This window comes from Kitasatospora sp. MBT66 (genome assembly GCF_000710405.2).
GTDB lineage: Bacteria > Actinomycetota > Actinomycetes > Streptomycetales > Streptomycetaceae > Kitasatospora > Kitasatospora purpeofusca.
In genome coordinates, this window is record NZ_JAIY01000004.1 from 857975 (window position 1) to 874595 (window position 16621).

15 protein-coding genes are annotated in these 16621 nt (G+C 74.9%); 9 read left to right on the forward strand and 6 right to left on the reverse strand.

Annotation, left to right across the window (positions count from 1 at the left end):
- Positions 1-1985: DEAD/DEAH box helicase (locus BI06_RS10525; protein WP_043467173.1), on the forward strand; the 1985-nt coding region annotated here is incomplete at its 5' end.
- A 169-nt stretch (positions 1986-2154) separates the two neighbouring features.
- Complete coding sequence (locus tag BI06_RS10530; RefSeq protein WP_043467176.1) at positions 2155-2997, forward strand: TIGR02452 family protein; 843 nt, start codon at positions 2155-2157, stop codon at positions 2995-2997.
- 46 nt (positions 2998-3043) lie between these two features.
- Here BI06_RS10530 and BI06_RS10535 read toward each other — a convergent pair whose 3' ends face one another.
- Together BI06_RS10535 and BI06_RS49350 are read right to left on the reverse strand one after the other, a co-directional pair.
- The gene (locus BI06_RS10535) at positions 3044-3379 is read right to left on the reverse strand and encodes a hypothetical protein (protein ID WP_051740623.1); all 336 of its coding nucleotides are present in this window, start codon (positions 3377-3379) and stop codon (positions 3044-3046) included.
- A 163-nt stretch (positions 3380-3542) separates the two neighbouring features.
- Entirely contained in the window at positions 3543-4757 is a 1215-nt protein-coding gene (locus tag BI06_RS49350) for a hypothetical protein (protein ID WP_063794957.1), read from the reverse strand.
- Between the two features lie 213 nt (positions 4758-4970).
- On the opposite strand from BI06_RS49350, the gene BI06_RS10545 reads away from it, so the two are divergent.
- Together BI06_RS10545 and BI06_RS10550 are read left to right on the forward strand one after the other, a co-directional pair.
- A complete protein-coding gene (locus tag BI06_RS10545) occupies positions 4971-6176 on the forward strand; it encodes a low temperature requirement protein A (RefSeq protein ID WP_051740625.1) in 1206 nt (401 codons plus the stop codon).
- Complete coding sequence (locus BI06_RS10550; protein ID WP_051740626.1) at positions 6173-6637, forward strand: RICIN domain-containing protein; 465 nt, start codon at positions 6173-6175, stop codon at positions 6635-6637. The genes BI06_RS10545 and BI06_RS10550 overlap by 4 nt, the downstream gene beginning before the upstream one ends.
- A 59-nt stretch (positions 6638-6696) precedes the next feature.
- On the opposite strand, the gene BI06_RS10555 is transcribed toward BI06_RS10550, so the two are convergent.
- The 3 genes from BI06_RS10555 to BI06_RS10565 form a co-directional block, all read right to left on the reverse strand.
- A complete protein-coding gene (locus BI06_RS10555; RefSeq protein WP_051740628.1) occupies positions 6697-7425 on the reverse strand; it encodes a tyrosine-protein phosphatase in 729 nt (242 codons plus the stop codon).
- A 143-nt stretch (positions 7426-7568) separates the two neighbouring features.
- Positions 7569-8357 (reverse strand): SDR family oxidoreductase, encoded by a 789-nt coding sequence (locus BI06_RS10560; RefSeq protein WP_051740630.1) that lies wholly within the window; start codon positions 8355-8357, stop codon positions 7569-7571.
- A gap of 10 nt (positions 8358-8367) precedes the next feature.
- On the reverse strand, positions 8368-9618 hold the full coding sequence (locus tag BI06_RS10565; RefSeq protein WP_063794949.1) for a DNA glycosylase AlkZ-like family protein: 1251 nt from the start codon (positions 9616-9618) through the stop codon (positions 8368-8370).
- 104 nt (positions 9619-9722) lie between these two features.
- On the opposite strand from BI06_RS10565, the gene BI06_RS10570 reads away from it, so the two are divergent.
- The 4 genes from BI06_RS10570 to BI06_RS10590 all read left to right on the forward strand — a co-directional run bounded on the left by BI06_RS10570 (position 9723) and on the right by BI06_RS10590 (position 14013).
- On the forward strand, positions 9723-10454 hold the full coding sequence (locus BI06_RS10570; RefSeq protein ID WP_051740632.1) for a DNA polymerase beta superfamily protein: 732 nt from the start codon (positions 9723-9725) through the stop codon (positions 10452-10454).
- Between the two features lie 310 nt (positions 10455-10764).
- A complete protein-coding gene (locus BI06_RS49355) occupies positions 10765-11550 on the forward strand; it encodes a hypothetical protein (RefSeq protein WP_149030324.1) in 786 nt (261 codons plus the stop codon).
- Between the two features lie 89 nt (positions 11551-11639).
- Complete coding sequence (locus BI06_RS10585; RefSeq protein WP_051740635.1) at positions 11640-13238, forward strand: hypothetical protein; 1599 nt, start codon at positions 11640-11642, stop codon at positions 13236-13238.
- Between the two features lie 73 nt (positions 13239-13311).
- Positions 13312-14013 (forward strand): TIR domain-containing protein, encoded by a 702-nt coding sequence (locus BI06_RS10590; RefSeq protein WP_030397778.1) that lies wholly within the window; start codon positions 13312-13314, stop codon positions 14011-14013.
- Between the two features lie 88 nt (positions 14014-14101).
- On the opposite strand, the gene BI06_RS10595 is transcribed toward BI06_RS10590, so the two are convergent.
- Positions 14102-14959, reverse strand: a complete 858-nt coding sequence (locus BI06_RS10595; protein ID WP_043467184.1) for a macro domain-containing protein — start codon at positions 14957-14959, stop codon at positions 14102-14104.
- 152 nt (positions 14960-15111) lie between these two features.
- On the opposite strand from BI06_RS10595, the gene BI06_RS10600 reads away from it, so the two are divergent.
- The gene (locus tag BI06_RS10600) at positions 15112-16449 is read left to right on the forward strand and encodes a macro domain-containing protein (RefSeq protein WP_030397780.1); all 1338 of its coding nucleotides are present in this window, start codon (positions 15112-15114) and stop codon (positions 16447-16449) included.
- Positions 16450-16621: the final 172 nt, after the last annotated feature.

Here is a 16621-nt window from a genome sequence, read left to right on the forward strand (position 1 = left end):
GCTCCGGCAAGACCCTCAGCTTCGGCCTGCCGCTGCTGACCCGCCTCGCCGCCGGCGAGCGCACCCGCGCCAAGTCCCCGCGCGGTCTGATCCTGGTCCCGACCCGCGAGCTGGCGATGCAGGTCGCCGACGCCCTGGAGCCCTTCGGCTCGGTGCTCGGCCTGCGCCTCAAGGTCGTCTGCGGCGGTACCTCGATGTCGAACCAGATCTACGCGCTGGAGCGCGGCGTCGACGTCCTGGTGGCCACCCCCGGCCGTCTGCGCGACCTGATCAACCGCGGTTCCGCCAAGCTCGACGACGTCCAGGTCGCCGTCCTCGACGAGGCCGACCAGATGGCCGACATGGGCTTCCTGCCCGAGGTCACCGAGATCCTCGACCAGGTCCCGGCCGGCGGCCAGCGCCTGCTGTTCTCCGCCACCCTGGAGAACGAGATCGACACCCTGGTCAAGCGCTACCTGAACAACCCGGTCACCCACGAGGTCGACCCGTCGGCCGGCGCCGTGACCACCATGACCCACCACATCCTCGTGGTGAAGCCCAAGGACAAGGCGCCGATCACCAACGCGATCGCCGCCCGCAAGGGCCGCACGATCATCTTCGTCCGCACCCAGATGGGTGCCGACCGCGTCGCCGAGCAGCTGCTCGAGGCCGGTGTGAAGGCCGACGCGCTGCACGGCGGCATGACCCAGGGCGCCCGTACCCGGGTGCTCGGCGACTTCAAGGACGGCTACGTCAACGTCGTCGTCGCGACCGACGTCGCCGCCCGCGGCATCCACGTCGACGGCATCGACCTGGTGCTGAACGTCGACCCGGCCGGCGACCACAAGGACTACCTGCACCGCTCCGGCCGCACCGCCCGGGCCGGCCGTTCCGGCACCGTCGTCACCCTGGTGCTGCCGCACCAGCGCCGCAGCGTCTTCCGCCTGATGGAGGACGCGGGCGTCGACGCCGGCCGCCACATCCTCGACCACGCCTTCGACGCCGAGGTGGCCCGGATCACCGGTGCCCGCTCGCTGGTCGAGGTCCAGGCCGAGAGCGCGGCGAACATCGCCGGCGCCGCCGAGCGCGAGATCGCCGACATGACCCGTCAGCTGGAGCGCGCGCAGCGCCGCGCCACCGAGCTGCGCGAGGAGGCCGACCGGCTGGCCTCGCGGGCCGCGCGCGAGCGGGCCGAGCTGGGCATCGTGGACGAGGCCCCGGCCGCCGAGGGCGAGGAGACCGCCGCCGCGACCGTGACCGAGCCGGCGGCCGCCGCCGAGCCGACCGAGGAGCGCACGCCGTCGTACCGCGAGGCGCGCACCGAGCGTCCGGCGTTCAACCGCGACCGTGACCGCGGCGAGCGCGGCGGTTCCGGCCGTGACCGTGACGACCGCGGTGGCCGTTCCTTCGGTGACCGTGACCGCGGCGAGCGCGGTGGCTTCAACCGTGACCGCGACGACCGCGGTGGCCGTTCCTTCGGTGACCGTGACCGCGGCCAGGGTGGCGGCTTCAACCGTGACCGCGACGACCGCGGCGGCCGTTCCTTCGGTGACCGTGACCGCGGCCAGGGTGGCGGCTTCAACCGCGGCGGCGGCTTCAACCGCGACGACCGTCCGGCCCGTTCCTTCGGCGACCGTGACCGTGGCCAGGGTGGCGGCTTCAACCGTGACCGTGACGACCGTGGCGGCCGTTCCTTCGGTGACCGTGACCGTGGCCAGGGTGGCGGCTTCAACCGTGACCGCGACGACCGTGGCGGCCGTTCCTTCGGTGACCGTCCGGCCCGTTCCTTCGGCGACCGTCCGGCCTTCGGTGGCCGTGACCGCGACGAGCGCGGCGGCAGCAACAACCGTCCGTTCGCCCGCCGTGACGACCACCGCTCCGGTGGCCGCCCGCAGGCCGGTGGCGGCTTCAACCGCGACCGCGGCGACGAGCGCGGTGGCCGTTCCTCCGGTGGCTACAACGCCGGCTTCAACCGCGACGACCGCAAGCCGCGCTGGAAGAACTGACGCCGGCTAGTACTCGCGCATCGCACCACGGCCACGGGCCCGCTCCGCAGCATCGGAGCGGGCCCGTGGCCGTTCGGCGTTCCCGTGCGCCGGAGTCCCCGCGACCGTTGTTCTACTGCTGAGAATAACCAGTGGCGCGGTGCGTGCCCCGTCGCCTACGGTCGGCCGCATGAGCAGCAGACTGCGTGATGTGGCGGCGGTGAACGAGGGCATCGCCGAGCGGGGGAGCTACCGCGCGTCCGGGGGCGAGCCCGTGGATCTGGCCGAGCGCCTGGCGGCGGCCAGGGCCGGGACGGTGTCGTACGACCCGGCCGGTCTCGACGCGCTGGTCGCGGCGGGCGGCCCGGGGCCGACAGCGGCGTCCGGCACGGTCGAGGTCACGGCCGAGGGCAGCGTCCAGGCGGCCCGTCGGCTGTTCGAGGCGGGGGCGGGGCCGGTCGGGGTGCTGAACTTCGCCTCCGCGCGGAACCCCGGCGGCGGCTATCTGCGCGGAGCCCGGGCCCAGGAGGAGGACCTCTGCCGCAGCGCGCTCCTCTACACCTCCCTGGTGGAGGCACCGGACTACTACGAGGCGCACCGCGCCTCCGGCGACCTCCGGTACAGCCACCGGGTGATCGTCTCCCCCGGGGTGCCGGTGATCCGGGGCGAGGACGGCGGGCTGCTGGCACGGCCGTACCCGGTGACGTTCCTGACCTCGCCCGCGCCGAACGCCGGCCAGCTCGCGCTGCGGGCCGAGGGCGGCCGGGTGGACGTCCGGGGTGTGCTCGCGGAGCGGGCCGAGCGCGTGCTCGCGGCGGCGGCGCGGCACGGGATCCGCGCGCTGGTGCTGGGGGCGTGGGGCTGCGGGGTGTTCCGCAACGACCCGGCCGAGGTCGCGGAGGCCTTCGAGCTGGCGCTGGCCCGGTACGGGGCGGCCTTCGACCGGGTGGTCTTCGCGGTCTGGGACCGGACGCCGGTCTCGCCGAACCGGGCCGCGTTCGAGGCCCGGTTCGGCGGCGGGGAAGAGGGGTGAGGGCAGTGCGGTGAGGGGTGAGGGGAGCGGGGTGAGGTGGTGCCGCTCAGCTCTTCCGGGTGACGAGCACCGTGGTGGCGGCCGAGGCGGCGGCGACCACCCCGGTGACGGCGAGGACGGCGGGCCAGGCGCCGATCCGCTTCGCCAGCGGGTGCGAGCCGCCGAAGGCCGCCACATAGAGCCCGGTCAGGGCGGCCGCGGCGGGCGCGCCCGAGCGGCGGTGCCACTGTGCGGCGGCGCCCGCGCCGGCCACGGCCAGCACGGCACCGCCGAGCTGCCGCTTGCCGCTCCACCGGGCGACGCCGTAGCCGCCGACCAGACCACCCGCCGCCGTCAGTGCGGCGGGTGCGGTGGCCGTGAGCGTGTTCGGGATCCTCGCCATCGTCGGTTCCACTCCTCGACTCCAGGCGGATCCGGTGCGGACCCGCGGCGGATTCCTCGGGACCGCGGGGCGCCCGGCCCCGGATTCCCCGGAGCTCCGACCATAACCCGGCGCCCCGGTGGCCCACCGGCGGCTGCCGCACCGCCCGCTACCGCACCGCCTGCTACCGCACCGCCTGCTCGAAGGGGAGCGCGGGCGCGGCCGCCGCCAGCCGGGCCGCCGCCTCGGCCGGCTCCAGCACCCGCTCCAGCCGCAGGTCACCGGGCACCTGCTCGACGAACCGCCCGGCGGCCCAGCTCCGTTCGTACGGCTGCGGGTCCAGGACGAGCGTCCGCACGCCGTCCACCACCGGGATGTCCTCCGGCATGCCCTCGTTCCAGATCCATCCGCCGTCCGGCGCCACCAGGTTGAACGCGCCCGTCGCGATGAACCGGCGACCGTCCAGCCACCGGGTCCGGCTGAGCGCGACCACCTCGGGGTCCGGCCGGGTGCCCGGCAGGTGGCCGCCGCCGACCAGGACCTCGATCAGCAGCGTGTGCAACTGGAAGTTGTCGGTCAGACCGTCCATCCGGAGCAGATAGCCGGTGCCGCTCGCGCGGTGCAGGACGAGCAGCGGCTCGTCGTCGAGGGCGGCGGCCAGGTACCGCAGGCCCTTGAGGTCGTGCCGGTCGGACCGCTCGCGGTACCGGTCGATCAGCTCGGTGAGCACGCCGCCCACGCCGGAGTCGCGGGCGGCCCGGCGTACGGTGGCGTGCGTGCAGAGCGCGAACGCGGCCTGCTGCCACAGCTGGAGCGTCCACCAGCCGGCCACGGCCCGGTGGGCGTGCCATCCGTCCGTCCGCCCCGGTTCGGTGATCCGCGCCCGGGCGCGGCCGGGGTCCTCCCGGTCCGGATCCGGCAGGGCGTCCTGGTCCTGGTCCTCGTCACCGCCGTCCCGCACGTCACCGCCGTCCCGCACGGCGCTCCGGTCCGCGTCCGCCCCGGTCTCCGCCCACCGCTCGATCAGCAGCAGGGCGCCGCTCAGGGCCTCGCGCAACCCGGCGAGGACGCCGTCGGCGCAGGCCACCGGGTCGGCCCCGCGCTCCACACAGGCGCCGACCATCATCGCCAGGTGCGCCCGGGGGAACAGCGGGGTGTCCAGCAGCAGCGCGGCCAGCCGGGGGCCTACGGCCGCCGACTCCGCCTCCCCGGCGGGCCCGAGCAGTCCGCCCAGCCGGCGCAGCGCCGTGTCGAAGCGCTCACCACCGCCGTCCGGATTCTCGGTCAGTCCGGCCACGGCGGCCTCCAGGGCGGCCACCGCCCCGAGGAGGGCGGACTGCTGACGGTCCGACGGCCCGGTGGGGCGGCCGTCCTGCGCGGAATGAGGGTCGAACACCATTCGCGGCAGCATAGGCGCCCGCCGTCCCCCGGCCCCGCCCGGGTCGGCGCCCACCGACACCCGCCGCTGCCCACCACCGCCTCCCGCGCGCACCGCCTCCCGCGCGCACCGGTGGCCGGGCGGCGTCCGGCCGGTGTCGGCCGGGCGTCGGATCGCCGCCCGGCCGGCGGAAACCCCGGCGGGAACGGGCCGTCGTCCCCCATACTCGCGCGGGTGATCGCGACCAGTACCTCCGCCGCCGGCGGAGCCACCGCCCCCACTCCCGCGCCCGTTCTCCTCGACGCGACCGCCGAGCCCTCGCTCCGGGCGGCGCCGTTGGAGCTCTTCCTCGATCTCGTGTTCGTCTTCACCGTCACCCAGCTGACCGGCAGCCTGGCCCACCACCTCACCCCTGGCGGCCTCACCCAGGTGCTGGTGATGCTGGCGGTGATCTGGTGGATGTACGACGCCTTCATCTGGCTGACCAACGCCATGCCGCCGAGCACCCACGGCCGACGCTTCCTGCTGATGCTCGCGATGGCCGGCTTCCTGGTGATCTCGCTCTCCGTGCCGCACGCCTTCGAGGGCAGCGGTGTCGCCTTCGGCTGGGCGTACCTGCTGGTGGTGGCCGTGCACACGGGCATGTTCGCGATGTCGGGGGTGCCGCTGCGGTCGGTGCTCCGGATGGGCGGGCTCAATCTGCTCAACACCGGGCTGGTGGTGGCCGGCGGCTACCTCACGGGCTCGGTCCAGCTGACCTTCTGGGCGGCCGCCTTCGCCCTGCAGTTCGCGATACCCCGGCTGGTCGACCTGCCCAGCTTCCAGCTGCGCGCGGACCACTTCGTCGAGCGGCACGGGCTGGTGGTGATCATCGCGTTCGGCGAGTCGGTGATCGCGATCGGCGTCGGCGCGGGCACCGCCGAGCCGAGTGCCCCCCTGATCGGTGTCGCCCTGCTGAGCCTGGCCGTCTGCGTGGGGCTCTGGTGGGCGTACTTCGGGCACGACGACGACGCCCGCGCCGAGCACCACATGGCCTCGCTGCCCTCCGACCGGCGCAACCGGCTCGCCGTCAGCGTCTACAACCTGGGCCACTACGGGCTGCTGCTCGGGGTGCTGCTGTTCGCCGCCGGGGTGAAGTCGGCGGTCGCGCATCCGGGGTCGCCGATCACCGCCGCCCAGGCGGCCGCCCTGGCCGGGGGCGTGGCGGTCTTCCTGGCCGTCAACACCGCCGTCCGCCGCACCTTCTCCCTCGGGCCCAACCTGCCGCGGCTGCTCGCCGCCGCCGCGGTCGCGGCCGGCACCCTGCTCGGCACCACGGTCTCGGCCCTGGCGGAGGTGGCGGCGGTGGTGCTGGCCCTGGGCGCGGCCTTCGGCTGGGAGCAGCGGACCTCGGCGCGGCGGGCGGGACTGTCGGTGCCCGGTGGGACACTCCACGGGTGACCGAGCACAAGATCACCGACGGCCGCTACCGGATCCGGAACGTCGCGACCGGCCTGCTGCTGGAGGTCCCCGGCGGCAGCCGCCGCAGCGGCGTCAAAGTCCTGCTCGCCCCCGAGGACGGCTCGGACGCCCAGCTCTGGAGCCTGACCGCCGTCCATCCGGGCGGTGCGCTGTTCCACCTCGAGAACGTCGCCGGCGGCAAGCGGCTGGACGTCACCGGCGCCGCGACCGACAACGGCGTGCCCGTGCAGCAGTGGTCCGCCAACGCATTCGGCGCGCAGGAGTGGCTGGTCGAGCACCATCTCGACGCCCCGGGCACCTGCACCCTCACCAGCTTCGTCAGCGGCAAGGCCCTCACCGCCCCGCCGCCCCCGTCCGACCCGGCCGCCCCGCCGGACCCCGTCCACCAGTGGGAGGACACCGACTCCCCGACCCAGTGGTGGCACCTGGAACGCCAGTAGGCCCCGGCCGACCGCGTCCCCGCGTGCCGTCCGGGGCCGAGGGGGCCGAGGGGCTCGCCCTACGCGGAGAGGTTGGCCCGGAGGGCGGCGAGGTCCTCGTCGGTGCTGCCGTGGGCGCGCAGGTAGGCGGGGACGGTGCCGTGGTGGTCCCGGATCCAGGCGAAGGAGGAGGCGAGCAGTTCCTCCGAGATCGGGCGGGAGATCCGCTCGGCACCGGTCTCGTCGATGTACGGGGCCGGGCCGTCCAGCAGGCCGAGGCCGGCGTTGGAGAGCAGGTAGTCGGCGGTGATGTCGTCCTCGGAGGCGCCCAGCAGGGTCTGCACGACCGCGATGGTGAGACCGGTGCGGTCCTTGCCGACGGCGCAGTGGACGACCGCCGGCAGGGCGCCCGGGGTGCCGAGCCGGCGGATCGCGGCGACCAGTGACGGGCCGGCCGTGGAGGCCATGAACGGGTACAGCTCCTCCTGGCCCGCGGGCCACGGCCGGTCGGTGTCCTCCCGGTCGGCGGGCAGGGTGGGGAGGCTGAGCGCCTCGTGGTCCAGGCCGTGCCGCAGGTCCGGCCAGACCTCGATCTCGACCGGGCTGCGCAGGTCGATCACGGTGCGCAGGCCCAGGGCCTTCAGCCGCTGGGCGCCCTCCGGGGCGAGGGTGTGGAAGGAGCCGGAGCGGAACAGCACGCCCCGGCGGAGCGCACCGACGCCGCCGGCGTCGCGGAAGTTGCGCACTCCGGGGATGTCGATGAAAGAGGACGGCAGGTCGGCTTCACGGTCCGGCAGGTCGTCGGTCATGGCCCCACCGTAAGGTCGCGGACCGGGCCAGGGGAAGGAATCCCGCATTCCGCCCGACCCGCGACCGCCGACGCCACCGACCCGCGACCGCCGGCGCCACCGACCCGCCCGACCGGCGACCGCCGGACCGGCGCCCGCCCGGGTCAGCGCCCGCCGGCGACGTCCAGGAAGGCGCCCGTGGTGTACGAGGAGGCCGGCGACAGCAGGAAGAGGATCGCCTCCGCGACCTCCTCCGGCTGCCCGCCGCGCTTCATCGGCAGGTTCGGCGCGACCCGGTCGACCCGCCCGGGCTCCCCGCCCAGGGCGTGGATGCCGGTGTGGATCAGGCCGGGTCGGACGGCGTTGACCCGGATGCCCTCGTCGGCGACCTCCAGGGCGAGCCCCCGGGTCATCGAGTCGACGGCCCCCTTCGCCGCCGCGTAGTCCACGTACTCGTTGGGCGAGCCCAGCCGGGAGGCGGCGGAGGAGACGTTGACGATCGCGCCGCCCCGCCCGCCGTGCCGGGTGGACATCCGGCGGACGGCCTGCGCGGCGCACAGGAACGGTCCGGTGATGTTGGCGGCCCAGATCCGGTTGAGCCGCTCCTCGTCGATGTCCTCCAGCCGGCCCTGCCGCTCCAGCGTCCCGGCGTTGTTCACCAGCCCGGTCAGCGGCCCCAGTTCGGCGTCGACGGTGGTGAACAGCCGGGCCACCTCGGCACTGCGGGTGACATCGGCGCGGACGGCGAGTGCGACCCCGCCCTCGGCCCGGACGGCGTCCACCACCGAGGCGGCGGCGGCCTCGTCGGAGCGGTAGTTGACGCAGACCCGGTACCCCCGCCGTCCGGCCAGCAGGGCGGTCGCGGCGCCGATGCCGCGACCGGCGCCGGTGATCAGCAGTACACCGGCCGGGTCGGACCCGTGCGGCTGGGCGAACTCGTTCGAAGTCGACATGGTTCGTACTCTATGCCGACCCCCGGCGGTCCGGCCGGGACGTCTGTTCGCCCGAACTCGCCCGCAATGCCTCGATCTTGGGCACCCGGCTCCTCGGCGAGTCGAGGCTGAAGCCGCGCGCGTCCCCCAGCTCCGCCCGGACGAACTCCTCCGTCCGGGCCACCGCCGACCGCAGCTCGGCGTTCGACGGCACGAAGGACAGGTGGACGATCTCGGCGCGCTCGGTGTCGTACTCCCAGAAGCCGACGATCCGCCCCCGGTCCAGCACGATGTGCGTCTGCGGGTCGGCCTCGGTGCCGAAGCTGCGCCCGGCCCGGCCGGCCGGCAGCGGACGGGCCGCGTCGGCCGGGTCGACCAGCCGGGTCAGCTCGCGGTGCAGCAGGTGGATGCCGTCGATCCCGGCCAGCAGCGTGTAGTGCGGCTCGGCCGGCACCGTGAACGCGGCGAAGGCGTCCACGAGTTCGGGCAGCATCAGCAGCTCCGCACCGGGCGCCACCGGCACCGCGCCCGCCTCCGCGAACGCCTGCCGGGCGGTGGCGGCGCCGAAACCGGAGAACCACCGGAAGTGCTTCAGCGAGGCCGGGCCGGCCCAGGACAGGTAGCGCCGGGCCAGGTCCGCCGTACCGCCGCCGACCGGCTGGTCCCACCGCGCGTAGCCGTACCGTTGCTGGTCCAGGCGGCCGTTGGCCGGGACCCGGCGCAGCTGCCCGCGCGACTGCATCAGCCCGAGGGCCAGCGGCAGGGTGGTGGACAGCCCGCGCTTGCGCCCCGGCTCGCCCAGCGACCGGACCGCCTCGCCGACCGCCACCCGGATCGCCGCCGGGTCCAGCGGCCCCGGCGCCTCCGCGAGCGCGCGGTCCACCGCCAGGCAGAGCCGCTCGACCTCGCCCGCGGTCACCCCCAGGTGCTTCGCGGCCGCCGCCACCTCGCCCTCGGGCACCGCCGCCCCGGCCGCCAGGGCGAGCGCGAAGTCCTCGGCCGGGACGATGTAGGTGCAGCCGCGCGCGGCGGGCAGCTCGTGCACCTCCAGCCGGGCCACCGCCGCGTCCACGGCCGCCCGGCCCAGCCCGGCCCGGGCGAACAGGCCCAGGTAGGGCGCCGCCCCGCCCACCGACCTGGCCCACCCGGTGGCCGCCAGCACCTCCCCGGCCGACGCCTCCGGGTGCGTGCCGTCCAGCCACTGCCGGTGCGACCACCAGGCCCGCAGCTTCGCCGTGTCGATGCCCGGCCCCGCCGCCGGACCGCCGTTCGCCCTCGCCATGCGGCCCAGTATCGGCCCGTGGGCCCGCTCGGCCCCGGAATTCGCTGGCCCGGCGCGGCCCGACCCGGCAGACTCCTGCGGACCGGCCGACGAGAGGAGCCCCGATGACCACCCGGCCCGACTCCCCGCCCGGCACGGTCCAGCTGCCCGGCACCGTGCTGCTGTCCGGCATCGTCGGCTCGACCGCCTACGGACTGGCGCACGCCGGTTCCGACATCGACCGGCTCGGTCTGTTCGCCGCCCCGACCGAGGGCTTCCACGGCCTGCACCGCCCCGCGGAGTCGCACGTCTCCACCAAGCCGGACCGCACCCTGCACGAGGCCGCCAAGTGGTGCCGCCTCGCGCTCAGCTGCAATCCCACCGCCACCGAGCTGGTCTGGCTGCCCGACGAGCTCTACGAGGTGCGCGGCCCGCTCGGCGAGGAGCTGATAGCGATCCGCCGCTCCTTCCTGAGCGCCCGGGGCGTCCGCAACGCCTATCTCGGCTACGCCACCCAGCAGTTCCGCAAGCTGCTGACCCGCGACACCTCCGACCCGGTCACCCGGGCCCGGGCCGCCAAGCACGCCCGGCACCTGGTCCGGCTGCTCGAACAGGCCGTCCACCTGCACGAGTCCGGCCACAACCTGGTCCGGCTGCCCGATCCGGAGCGCGTCCGCGCCCTCGGCGAGCGGATCGCCGACGACCCCGCCCACGCCGAACGCCTGCTCGCCGCCGCCACCGACCGCCTCGACCTCCCCGGCGTCCTCCCCGACCACCCCGACGAGCGCCCCGCCGAAGCCTGGCTGCACCGCGTCCGCGCCACCCACTGGACACCCGCACCGGACTCCACCGAGTAGCACCGCGCCACACCCTGGGGGTCCTCGTCGGCACACGCCGGCGCGGGCCCCTTCGTCGTGCGCGGGCGTCGTCGGGGGAGTGCGGCGCCGCATCCGCCGCCGCACCCGTCACCGGGTCCACCAGCGCATCGGAAGCGGATCGGAAGAGCTCCGGTTGTGGCCGCGGAAGCAGGGTGCCTGGTCGGATCGACCCGGGGGCGGTGACCGGTGGGTCCGCGGGCCCGGGTCGAGGGCAGGACGGCCGGGGCGCACGGCAGGACGTGCCGGGTCCCGTACCCCGATCCGTCGGTGACCGCACAGGAGGTCCGCGTTGAACGACAAGATCCCGGAGCCGCCTCTCCCGGCGGACGCACGGATCCGGGTCCCGGGGGCGGCCCGGCCCGTTCACCCGCCGCCGTCGCTGCTGCCCCCGCCCGGGAACATCCGCACGGGGGTGCTGGCCGTCGCGGGAGGTTCGCTGGCGGTGCTCGTCCTGCTGATCGGGCTGGGCGGCGGCATCTCGTTCGGGACGGACGACGGGGGCGGCATCGACGGGAGCCGGCTCACCGGTGCTCCGGCCGGGGGGTCCGGGTGGTGGGACGAGCCGCCGACGCCCTCGCGCACGGTTCCCACAGCCACCCGCACCCGCACGCCCTCGGCCACGCCCACGGCCACGATCACCCGGACGCCCTCGGTCTCGTCCTCGGTCTCGCCGTCGTCGTCCTGGTTCGACGGGGAACCGTCACCGTCACCTTCGCGGTCCGGATCCGCGACGGCGACAACGACGGCGACAGCTACGCCCACGGCCACACCCACGACCACCGGGCCCACCCGCCCCGACGCGGTGCTGAGCGCCTACTTCACGGCGGTCAACACCGGTGCCTTCCGCACGGCCTGGCAGCTCGGCGGGCGCAACCTCGCCGGCGACTACGACACCTTCGTCGCCGGCTTCGACGAGACCATCTCCACCATCGTGACCGTGCTCTCGGTCGACGGTGCCGCGGTCACCGCGACGCTGGAGGCCCGGCAGACGGACGGCACGGTCCGGCACTTCCGCGGCGTCTACACCGTCACCGACGGTGCCATCACCAGGGCGACCGTCACCCGGACGGGATGACGGTGGGTCGGCACGGGCGCGAAGACGCCCCGGCCGCCCGACGGCCGGGGCAGGACCGGACCCTCCACGACAGGAGCTCTGAACGACGGATGACCATCCACGGCGCCTCCCTCGCCGCACCGCCGCCACCCCCGTCCCCGGGCCAGGACGGGCCCGCCGGACCTCCGGGGGTGGACGCCCGCAGCCGGGCCACCCGGCTGCTCGCGGCGGGCACCTACCTCTCCCCGGACTACCGCCGCGCGGTGATCAGGGAGCTGCTGACCAACCGGGCCAGGGCAGTGGCCCCCTCGTTCGGCTACGACGCCGTTCCGGTGCTCGCGCACGCGCTGGCGGCCCGCGCGCTGCAGCGCAACGCCTGGGTGTACACCGGGGCCGGGGCCGCCCTTCTGTTCGTCCTCGCCGGCACCGGCGTGATCGACTTCGCCTCCTTCCTCCTGCTCGTCCTCTGGCTGTGGTGGTCGGCCGACTACCTGCGGCGGGTGGCCACGCTGCACACCCTGATCACCCGGCTCAAGGAGCGCGGGCCGGGTGGCGGGCCGGGCGGGTTCGAGGGCGGCCGTCCGTCGGTTGCCCTCCTCGACGACGAACTCGTCGGGAAGATCGACCGCGAGCAGTCGGCCCGGGACGGCCTCGCCTACTTCGGTGGCTACCGGCCGTTCGTCGGGGCGGGTGCGCGGCTGCGCCGGTGGTCGAACGCGCAGTTGCTGCTCGGCGCCCCGGAGGACGGGGACGACCTGGCGGAACTGGTCTCCAGGCTCGCCGGCCGGACGGACCCGGTCGGACCCAAGGAGCCCCTCGTTCCGGTCGTCACCAGGCGCCGGCCCGTCGTACCGTTCGACGTCGCGGATCTGGCCGCCTTCGTCCAGCACCACATCGCCGCCGAACTGCGGGACGAGGCGAGGGAGTCCGAGCGGATCGCGACGCTCACCGTGGAACGCCGCAGCTACGCCCGGGCGGTCACCGTGCACGACCGGTCCGCGGGGGAGGGCTGGACCGCGCTGCCCGCGATCGGCGCGGCCGGGGGCGAGCACTGGGCGGAGGGCTACGGCGCGTCCCGCGAGTACCTGTGCGCCCGGATCGGCTCCTGGGACGAGGAGTTGGTCACCTCGCTGTTCGTGGGGTTCGACATCCGCGGGAACACCCTGCACACCGAGTTCCACAGCCATGTGCTGACCCCGGTGATCTCCGAGTTCCACCTGGTCGACCGGCTGCCGGAGCGGCTGGACGGGCGGCTGCTGCTGCGGGCGGCCCGGGACTCCCTGCGCCATGTGCTGGGCCGGTCCTGGCAGGTCCTGCTGCCCCTGGGCCCGCTGGTCGCGGCGTTCGCCCGGCTGCGGCGGCACTACCGGGAGGGCCGGCGCTTCGAGGTCGAGCTCGTCGGGGTCGCGGACAGCAGCGAGTTCCGCCTCGGCCGGTACGCGACGCTCGCGGTGAACCGCGGCGCGCGCACCAGCATCCGCGAACTGGCCTGCAGCAACGAGTACCACCACTACTTCCAGGAGTCGGACGCCGACAAGTACACCCGGATCGTGGAACGTCGGCTGCTGCACCTCGTCGAGCGCTTCCTGCGCGAGCACCAGGTGGACCTGGCGGACCACCGGCGCAACCAGACCAACGTCCTGACCGGCAACCACTTCGGTACCGGTGACATCGACCTCTCGCGCAACAAGCAGGTCAACCACAACTGATCCCCGCGCCGCCGCCTGGCCGGCCGCGACGACGGCCCCCGCACGAACACCGAGGACAAGGACATCCGACCCCATGACGGACCAGGGAACAGGCCGCGACGCGGCCCTCTACGGCAACCACTTCGGCAACGGGAACATCGACCTCTCCACCGGCAAGACCGTCAACCGGGGCGGTGCCCGGCAGGCCACCGAGGGGGCGACGGGCGCGCGGGCGACGGTCGGGCCCGAACCGAGCCGCAACGTGTTCGTGGTCCACGGCCGCGACGAACAGGTCCGGCGCGAGATGTTCGGTCTGCTGCGCAGACTGGGGCTGAACCCCCTGGAGTGGGAGCACCTGGTCGGGGCGACCGGCCTGGCCTCCCCGTTCATCGGCGAGGTGGTGGCCCACGCGCCCTCGGTGGCCGGGGCCGCGCTCGTGCTGCTCACCCCGGACGACGTCGCCGTGCTCCACGACGACCTGAAGGGGCCCGCCGAGCCGCCGCACGAGCGGACCCCCTCCGGCCAGCCGCGCCAGAACGTGCTGATCGAGCTGGGCATGGTGCTGATGGCCTATCCGGAGCGGACCGTGATCGTCGAGTTCGGGGACGTCCGGCCGGCCTCCGACCTGGCGGGCCGCAACGTGATCCGGTTCACCGCGGAGGGGAACCCCGTCTTCGCACTGCGGAAGGTGGCGCAGCGGTTGGAGGTGGCCGGCTGCCCGGTGGACGACCGGGGCAACGACTGGCTGGACACCGAGCCGTTCCGGGACCTCGGGGCCTACCGCCGCCGGGGCTGACCCGGCGGGGGAGGGACCGGCCCGTACCGCGGTGCAGCACCGCGGTACGGGCCGGTGCCGTGCCCCACCGGCACCGGCACCGGTGCTGTCAGCGCCCGGCCAGGCCCTCGGCCATGCTCCGCAGGAACGCCCGGACCTCCGGCACGGAGACGTTCGCCAGGTCCGCCGGGCGCAGGACGATCCGCAGCTCCCGGCAGACCGCGCCCTCCCGGGACCGTGCGACGAACGACATCAGGATCAGCCGCAGCAGGCTGTCCTGGTCCAGGTAGTCCATCCTCGCCAGCCCGGACCCCACCAGCGGCATCGCCACCGAGTCGGTCCGGGCCCGCCGGTCGACGGCGTCCCAGAGCCGGTTGAGGCCGAACCAGAGGTCCTCCACGCCGGAGGACGCCACCAGGTCGCGGCCGAGCCTGCTGTAGGCGGTGGCGAAGACCAGCCGGGGCGGGGCGCCGAGGACGGCCACGGTGCCGAGCGGGTAGCGGTCGAGCTTGCCGAGCGGCTTGTCCGTCCTGAGCTCGCGGGACTGCGGGGCGACCGGGGCCAGGGCGGCGGCGAGTTCGGCGTCCAGCCGGTCGAGGTCCCCGCCGTAGCGCCGCCGAAGCAACTGGGCCTGCACACTGTCCTCGTGGATCAGCCGCCCGTCCGCCGGAGCGGTGTCGAAGGTGTCGCAGAAGCCGACCACGAGGTGCCCCGGAGCGGCGAAGAGGTCACCGGCCTCCACCACCACGGTGGTGTCGGGACGCCGGAACTCCTGGCGCACCACCGGGACCGGACGCGCCCGGTACGCGCCCCAGAGCACGCAGACCCCGGCCGAACCCGCGGTCACCCAGCCCGGCGCGGGCAGACCGTGGGGGAAGAGCGGTCCGGCGAGCTGGCCCGCCACCGCCACCCCGCCGAAGGCGGTCGCGGTGTGGCGCAGGAATGCGCCCGTGGTGCGCCGGGGCACTCTCGCAGCACCCGGAAGCCGTCGGATCATACGACACGCCGATCATCAACCGGCCTGCTCAACAAGGCAGTTGCTATCCTGCTCGGTGCTCCGGGGGAGGCGGCTTCCGGCCGGGGCCGAGGCAGCTGGGGGTTCCGATGACGGGTGTCCGGGTGAGCGTGCTGGGACCGGTGCGGGTGGAGTCCGACGGGGTGCCGGTCCGGCTCACCCCGCTGACCAGGCGGTTGCTGGTCCGGCTGGTGGCGGCGGACGGCGAGGCGGTGCCGGTCCACCGGCTGCGCCGGGACGTGTGGGGCCGGCAGGCGGACCTCCCGGGGCAGGGCGCCCGGGGGCGCAACGAGGTGCACAAGAGGGTGGTCGAACTGCGGCGCGCGTTCGGCGGGGGCGACCCGGTCTCCGGCGCGCGGCTCCTGCACACCGAGCAGCTGTCGACCGCACGCGGTTCGGAGACCGCCTACCGGCTCAGCCTCGCGTCGGCGGAGCTCGACTGCACCCGCTTCACCGAACTGGTCAACGAGTCCTTCCGGGTCGGACCGGCGATGGCGGCCTGGCGCCTGGAGGAGGCACTGGGCCTGGTCCGGGGCAGACCGCTGGCGGAGGCCGCCGGCGAGGAGTTCGCCGAACCGCTGATCCGCCGACTGACCGGCCTCCAGGACACCGCCCGCCGGGAGCTGATCTCCTGCCGGGTCAGACTCGGTCGACCGGAGCTCGCGCTCCCGGTCGCCGAGGCGGCGGTCCGGGAACGTCCGGACGACCCGTCCTGGGCTTCCGAGCTCGGCCGGCTGCGCACCAGGCTGCGCGGCCGCTGGGACGACGAACTGCTGCGCGCCGCACTGCCCGACCGGGCGGTCGAGGTGGTGGTGGTCTGCGGCGACCTCTTCGACCAGGAGGACGCGAACCTGGTCGCGGGCTTCACCGACACCTTCGACACCGAGATCGACCAGGATGTCGTGATCAGCCGCTCGAGCATCCAGGGGCAGCTCGTGGAACGGCTGTTCGACGGCCGCAACGAGCAACTGGACGCCGAGCTGGAACGGGCGCTGCGGCCGGTGTCGGTGGTCGAGCGGGAGCGGAGCCGGGACAAGCCCCGCGGGCGCCGGCTGCGCTATCCGATCGGGACGACGGTGGCGGTGCCGCACGGCCGTCGGCAGGTCTTCGCGACCGCGTACTCGCGGCTGGGCAACGACATGGTGGCCCGGTCGCGTCCGGAGCACCTCGCGTCGGCCCTGGAGCGGCTCTGGGAGGCGGTCGCCCTGCACGGGCGGTACCGCCCGGTCGCGGTGCCGATGCTCGGCTCCGGCCTCGCGCGGATCGTGGACCTCGACCGCGGCCGGCTCGCCAGGATGATCGTGGAGTCCTTCGTCCGGGCCTGTGCGGACGGCACCCCGGTCGCGCCCGAGCTGCGGCTCGTCGTGCACCCGGACGATCTGCGCCGCACGGACCTGCTGGAGCTGGAGCGCTTCCTGCGGGACCCGTACGGGCGGGGGTGACGACCGGGCCGGTACGGCGGCGTTCCGCGGCCCGCGCCTTCGCATGCTGCTCCTCCCGCCGTGGTGGTGGGCGGGAGCGGACCTTGCCGTCCCCCGTGCGCCGCGGTCCGCCCCGCCTCCGGGTGACAGCACACCAGTCCGGTCGCTTCCGGCGAAAGACACCGCCGCTTCC

Bases quoted from the DNA above. Each gene is read 5' to 3' on its own strand.
- BI06_RS10530 (WP_043467176.1), top strand. From the start codon at position 2,155: ATGAGCAGCAGACTGCGTGATGTGGCGGCGGTGAACGAGGGCATCGCC.
- BI06_RS10535 (WP_051740623.1), bottom strand. From the start codon at position 3,379: ATGGCGAGGATCCCGAACACGCTCACGGCCACCGCACCCGCCGCACTG.
- BI06_RS49350 (WP_063794957.1), bottom strand. From the start codon at position 4,757: ATGGTGTTCGACCCTCATTCCGCGCAGGACGGCCGCCCCACCGGGCCG.
- BI06_RS10555 (WP_051740628.1), bottom strand. From the start codon at position 7,425: ATGACCGACGACCTGCCGGACCGTGAAGCCGACCTGCCGTCCTCTTTC.
- BI06_RS10560 (WP_051740630.1), bottom strand. From the start codon at position 8,357: ATGTCGACTTCGAACGAGTTCGCCCAGCCGCACGGGTCCGACCCGGCC.
- BI06_RS10565 (WP_063794949.1), bottom strand. From the start codon at position 9,618: ATGGCGAGGGCGAACGGCGGTCCGGCGGCGGGGCCGGGCATCGACACG.
- BI06_RS10570 (WP_051740632.1), top strand. From the start codon at position 9,723: ATGACCACCCGGCCCGACTCCCCGCCCGGCACGGTCCAGCTGCCCGGC.
- BI06_RS10585 (WP_051740635.1), top strand. From the start codon at position 11,640: ATGACCATCCACGGCGCCTCCCTCGCCGCACCGCCGCCACCCCCGTCC.
- BI06_RS10590 (WP_030397778.1), top strand. From the start codon at position 13,312: ATGACGGACCAGGGAACAGGCCGCGACGCGGCCCTCTACGGCAACCAC.